Genomic DNA, 5,624 nt, shown 5'->3' on the forward strand with positions numbered 1-5,624 from the left:
AGGAAAAGCGATGATAACAGGTGCCCAAATGCGCCATGTTTCAGATGGAATCTTGTCAAGAATCTTTGGAGCTTTATTTAGAAGCAACAGAAATGCTCTACAACCCGCCAAGGCTGGCCAATTAACTTTATTCTTACCAATCCAATCAGTATTTATCTCTTTCTGATTTATAATATAGTTTTCGGCACCTTCAATAATCCTAGTCCGAGTAGGATCATCAGCCTCTTTCCACCCTGGAAGCTTAGTTAAATCAGGTTCAAATTCATTAGAATAGTGTCGGCTGTCTGGCTTAAGGGTCATTTCCCTATTCAACTGCCACCAAGCTGATAAGTTACCATCTTCTAATTGATTCAAACAAAGAATAACTCTCTCTCTAGGAGATGGTTCTAATAAGTTTTGTTGAGGACGGTGATTTGCAGCTTTTTCTGAAGCTAGTTGTCCCTGTTCACTATTCTTAAAATAAGAACTAAATTGCTCAGAGAGCCATTTTTGATTAGCCCAATTATAATAATCTTCAATAATCGAATCAATCGATGCTGTATTATTTTGCTTAAATGTATGGTATATTTCATCCGCAAAAAATTTATTTAGTATGGCCAATCGTGAGCTAAGCATTGGATCTTCCATCCAATCCTGATCGTGATCAGCAAGCCTAGGTTTTAGGTAGATATATCCTATTAAATCTAATCCGAAATCAGAGTCAACTTTACCTAAGTTAACTAGTACGTTGATAAACTTATTGCTCTTACCATATTTCTTTATAAAATCTGCTTTTAATCTTGGTTGCCTCAGCCATTTTTCTTTAAGCATTGGTACAAGTGTATAGCTGATAAACACTCGGTAGGAATTACTAATAGGAGTTGTTTTATTGGGAATAGCTATAATATCAAATAACTCATCATCTGTCAAATCATTGCGCTTATTATTACACAATGCTTGTAGGCAATAAAGCTTAAGCCTGTCCTGCTCATTCTCTAGAAGGGGATTAAGGGCTAACGGTTTGAGTTTGAGTCTTGAATTTTTATCTCCAATCTCCCCAATAGCTTGAACAGCACTAATCCTAAGTTCAATGGTTTCCGCTGAATCAGTTGCTAAGGTAACCAATTCATTTTGGAGTTCCTTCAGTTGACAGAAGTGAGCCATCGTGATAGCTGTATATCGTGCATCAATTGGCTTAGTTGCATCCACAATATATGGACGAATTTGTTCTGCAAGGTTAGGATGTTTTAGTTTCTCGTATAAGCGGTAGTTAATTAGTTTTTGATTTATTTTTCCTTGCTCATACTCCAGCAATAAATTGGAAACTACCGCTTCTTGCACACTAGCATCTTTAGGTATATCGCTCAGAAGTAATACATCAGGATCCGTTGTCAGAATTTCCTGACGTATCTCAGGTATCATGGTGGCTAACCATGCAGCAGTTTCATGGAGCTGAGGAATCAATTTCTGCTCAGGGTCTTCATCCTTAGATAAATAGAAAAGACTCTGGAATAAGGACACAGATACATGATGTTCCTTCAAATACCATGCTGCTAGAAACTCAGCATAGGTTTGATGAGACCACCCCATCAGCTTTTCACCACGATATGAAAACAATCCAGTATCTAAAACCTCTTTGATAGCTGATGCAGTGACCTCCAAATTCTTGCTATTAGCAACTTCGGTCTCAATGCAAAGATCGTTAATTAGAACTAGCTCATCTTTAGATGGAGCACAATCTGCATATGTTCCATTACAAACACCAAATCGATTGGCAAAAATTGTAACAGCCGCAATCCGAGCAGCAATGATCAGGCGCTGGTCTAGATCGAGACCACCCATAGCACCTGAGGCACAACGGCTAGAATTACTTTCTTCGCATAAACAGAGACAGCCATCAAGATAAATTTCATCAATCCTCTTATTTTCGAGAGACTGACCACGATCACCGTAACTCTTCATCATAAAGTTTAGGGTGATCGGCTTGATAGCTAGGGGGACGAGGTTTTTTCTATAAACTTCTTCTAAGAAAGATTCTGGATCAATTCCGTTAGCTTCTGGTGCTTTAACAACATCTTTACGACGAAGTGGAACTAGCTGATATATTCCTAGGGAATCTTCCCCAAAAATTTCCTTTAGTTCTGACTCAAGCACAGATGGTAATACCGCTGGTCTACAAGCAATCCGAAGAGTTAAACAGTTAACATGTTCCTTATAATCCTTAAGCCCATCAACTAAAATTGCTGCCACTGTTTCTAGTCGTAAAAGGCATTCATCAAGACTATCTAAAAATATGTGGAGCCGTTCGCGTAGCGTGGCCGAAAGGCCATGGCTACCAGATTGCCACCTAATAAATTTTGGGCTTTCAAACAGTTTCTTATTGAGTTTATCTTCCGTAGAAACTGATCGAAGATCAAGTGACAGAATTTCATCGTCTGTATTTTCAAGCTCAGCAGTCACCTTATCTTCTTCCTCCTTCATGGCTTGAGTCTTGCCGATGCCCGGTTCACCGAGGAGTATGAGGCAGGGTATTTCAGAAATTTCCCTAAAGGTTACCAACTTAGGATTGGGATTGTAACCGTTGACCGATTGAACTTCTGGATCGGATAAGTAACCATCATAGCCTAAATCGAAGCGATCAGAGGAAGAACACCAAAATCGCTGCCAGTTATAAGTCTGATTCGACATGCTGTAGGGTTAACAGAATAGACAAGGTTTTTTCTTGATGCAGTCGCTCATGGGGGAAACCCCCAAGACCGCTTAGGTGCGCTTTCCGTTGGCGAATTAAATTCGCCACGGGTCGCACCTCTGCATCGCTTCCTAGGATAACAAGAAAAATCTCTAGCAATCCGTGTAGGAATTGTGATAATTTTTGATCCGAAGTTCCCTATTCCCTGTTCCCTTTCCTATACCTTACCGAATTAAAACCGGCTATATTATAGCAGCTGATTTTTATAATAGCATTTAACTATGCCACTTTTTAAAGTGACATAATTTCAAAACAGATCCAAAATCTATCATGGTAGAAAATAATCTAGTGTGCAATCTCCACCATCCACGTAAAAGACACACTTGTGTAATCGACACAAGATTAGACCAGGCTGCATTTAAACCAAAAACCGCATTCTACCAATAGTTTTGCTTAATAGTTGTAAGCATTCAGCTATCAGCTGTCAGCCGTCAGGTAATCAACGGGAGCTAGTAAACAAGCTGGGGGGGCTAGTACGGTTGGTTGAAAATCCCTGGTTGTTTTACTCATCCGACCCCGTGCAGTTAAAGCGCCTGCTAGCACTTCAAATAGCACCATCTGTAGCGCATAAGCACCTCAAGTAGCGTGCGCGTAGCGCATTAGCTGATAGCCTATGCGCTACGCGCAATGGGGGTTTTCCCCAGACTTTCAATTTTATTTGAAGCTGACCGCTGACCGCTGACCGCTGACCGCTGACCGCTGACCGCTGACCGCTGACGGCTGACAGTTTACTGTCAACAGTTACCAATCAACAAAACGCGCTTCATCTAAAACAGGAAAACAACCATGAAAATCGAAGCAGAAAACTCAACTCGCGTTACCCTACAAAATTACGAGGTTTTTGATAATGTAAGTGCTTCAGGCTCTAAAGCAGTCAGAATCGAAGACATTGAAACCAACGGCATAATCAGAATTGACTGGACAGAAACTGATGGTGTTGCTGGCAAATACCATATCGGTATTGCTCACTTTGATGAAGTAGATGGAAAAGCTAAACTAATACTACGGGTTAATGGTATTGACATTGACACCTATACTTTGGAGAAAAACCTTGGTGGAGATGGACCCAACCCCCTTAACTATGTCGGTTTCACTGACTCTCTCAGCAATAGTGATCCTAATCCAAATCCTATCTTTAAAGATGTACAACTTGCCCCAGGCGATCGCATCGAAATTGTTGTAGAGGCAGATAGTCTTGATAATGAGACCTTCGAGTTAGGGCGAATTGACGCCATTGAATTTACTTCCGCTGAAGTGGATCTGTTTTGGCATAATTCTCAGACTGGTGCCATGGGAGCTTGGCGGATGCATGGGGTAATGGGTACTGACCTAGATGAGGCAGTGACGATTCAAATGGAATCCGTTAACAGTGACTGGGAGATTCGTGCTGCTGGAGACTTCAACGGTGATAGCCACAAAGATCTGGTTTGGCGCAATACCGCTAATGGAGACATTGGTATCTGGTTAATGAAGGGTTCCCAGTTCCAAGAAGCAGTATCCATCGTCCCAGTCTCAGACCTCAACTGGAAAATCCATGGCACAGGAGATTTCAACGGTGATCAGCAAACCGATCTGCTGTGGCGTAATCACTCCACTGGCGAAAATGCAGTTTGGCTGATGAATGGCACTGAGCCGATTCAGGGAGTACTAATCAAATCAGAATCAGCGAACAGTAAATGGAAGATGGTTGGTGCCGGAGACTTTGATGGAAATGATAATACGGATATTCTCTGGCTTAATACTGAAAACCAAAATCTTTACTACTGGCGCATGGCAGGTACCGATTACATAGAATCAGTATTTGTTAATAATGCACCCTTTGACAACACCTGGAAAATTCAAGGAGTTATGGATTTTGACGACAATGCTTACGATGACATTTTCTGGAGCAATACTGTTGACGGCAAGACAGGGATGTGGATGATGCATGAAAACGGTTACGACCGACCAGTAATCGCTGAGTCGGTAGATTTGAGCTGGGAAGGCCATGCCTGAAGTGACATGTGTTGACCGTTAACTGTTGACGCTTGAGTGTCAACAAACAGCGCTTAATCAAATTATGCGATCGCGTAGCGGCTCGTACCGAGCATCGCGTAGCGTGGCCTACGGCCAATCGCACTGCTGACTTGCTGCCGTTTACAATCAATTGGTCACACACCAATGGGGCGCATCCCGTGCGCCCCTAAGAGTTATTTTTATTCTATAGCGTTGATGATATAGAGTAAACTAAATGAAAATTGCGATCTTATCCCTAAATGCTGCCTTATAGCGTTTATCACAGTTATGAGGTACAGTCTCCTGGGAAGCTGATTCCCTGTTAGGTGCGCTCTTACTTGGCGAATTAAATTCGCCAAGTAAGAGCGCACCTCTTGATGCAGCGCATCCCTATTCCCTATTCCCTATTCCCTATTCCCTATTCCCTATTCCCTATTCCCTATTCCCTATTCCCTATTTCCTCTTCTTTCTTCCCAGATCCGCTGTTCCGGTGATCCGCTGTTCCCTAAAATCCCGAAATTGTGTACCTCATAGCTATGAGAATTGCTATATATTCTACCCGACGGTTGAAGGATGCTGGGGAAAAGCGGGGTCATGAAATGCGGGTGATTGACTATATGCGCTGTTACCTGAATATTACAGCTCACAAGCCAATGGTAATGTATAGCAGTCGCCAGGGCAGTTAGGACATGACAAAAGTCTCACACCCTTTGTAAGCGATGCAGAGGTGCGACCCGTGGCGAATTTAATTCGCCAACGGAAAGCGCACCTAAGCGGTCTTGGGGGTTTCCCCCATGAGCGACTGCATCAAGAAGCGCAAGAGTTTGACTTCTGACAAATGACAAATGACTTCTGACTTCTGCTAGATCAGGGAAAACCTTTAGAAAACTTTGATGCCATT

5 protein-coding genes and 1 pseudogene are annotated in these 5,624 nt (G+C 42.3%); 3 read left to right on the top strand and 3 right to left on the bottom strand.

The genetic code is table 11. From position 1 onward, the window contains the following. The 3 genes from F6K37_RS30930 to F6K37_RS30940 form a co-directional block, all read right to left on the bottom strand. Nucleotides 1-2,229 (bottom strand): NACHT domain-containing protein (locus tag F6K37_RS30930; RefSeq protein ID WP_287254362.1); only part of this gene is annotated, 2,229 nt, incomplete at its 3' end. Nucleotides 2,230-2,647: 418 nt separating this feature from the next. Then, nucleotides 2,648-2,776 (bottom strand): hypothetical protein, encoded by a 129-nt coding sequence (locus F6K37_RS30935; protein ID WP_267872112.1) that lies wholly within the window; start codon nucleotides 2,774-2,776, stop codon nucleotides 2,648-2,650. Between the two features lie 496 nt (nucleotides 2,777-3,272). Next, nucleotides 3,273-3,476 carry a hypothetical protein gene (locus F6K37_RS30940; protein ID WP_131826875.1) on the bottom strand — a complete coding sequence of 68 codons (204 nt, stop codon included), beginning with the start codon at nucleotides 3,474-3,476 and terminating at the stop codon, nucleotides 3,273-3,275. 38 nt (nucleotides 3,477-3,514) lie between these two features. Here F6K37_RS30940 and F6K37_RS30945 point away from each other — a divergent pair, with 38 nt between their 5' ends. The 3 genes and pseudogenes from F6K37_RS30945 to F6K37_RS30955 form a co-directional block, all read left to right on the top strand. Continuing rightward, complete coding sequence (locus tag F6K37_RS30945; RefSeq protein ID WP_008190206.1) at nucleotides 3,515-4,723, top strand: FG-GAP repeat domain-containing protein; 1,209 nt, start codon at nucleotides 3,515-3,517, stop codon at nucleotides 4,721-4,723. A 32-nt stretch (nucleotides 4,724-4,755) separates the two neighbouring features. Next, nucleotides 4,756-4,914: a hypothetical protein gene (locus F6K37_RS30950; protein WP_154659961.1), complete on the top strand. Its 159-nt coding sequence runs from the start codon at nucleotides 4,756-4,758 to the stop codon at nucleotides 4,912-4,914. A 345-nt stretch (nucleotides 4,915-5,259) separates the two neighbouring features. Then, nucleotides 5,260-5,397, top strand: a pseudogene (locus F6K37_RS30955) (30S ribosomal protein S6--L-glutamate ligase); the annotation flags it as partial. Nucleotides 5,398-5,624 lie beyond the last annotated feature (227 nt).

Origin of the sequence: Moorena sp. SIO4E2 (assembly GCF_010671945.1) — a bacterium.
GTDB classification, from domain to species: Bacteria; Cyanobacteriota; Cyanobacteriia; order Cyanobacteriales; family Coleofasciculaceae; genus Moorena; species Moorena producens.

What these genes read in the sequence shown, in the direction of transcription:
- F6K37_RS30945 (WP_008190206.1), top strand. Translation starts at nt 3,515, where the DNA reads ATGAAAATCGAAGCAGAAAACTCAACTCGCGTTACCCTACAAAATTAC.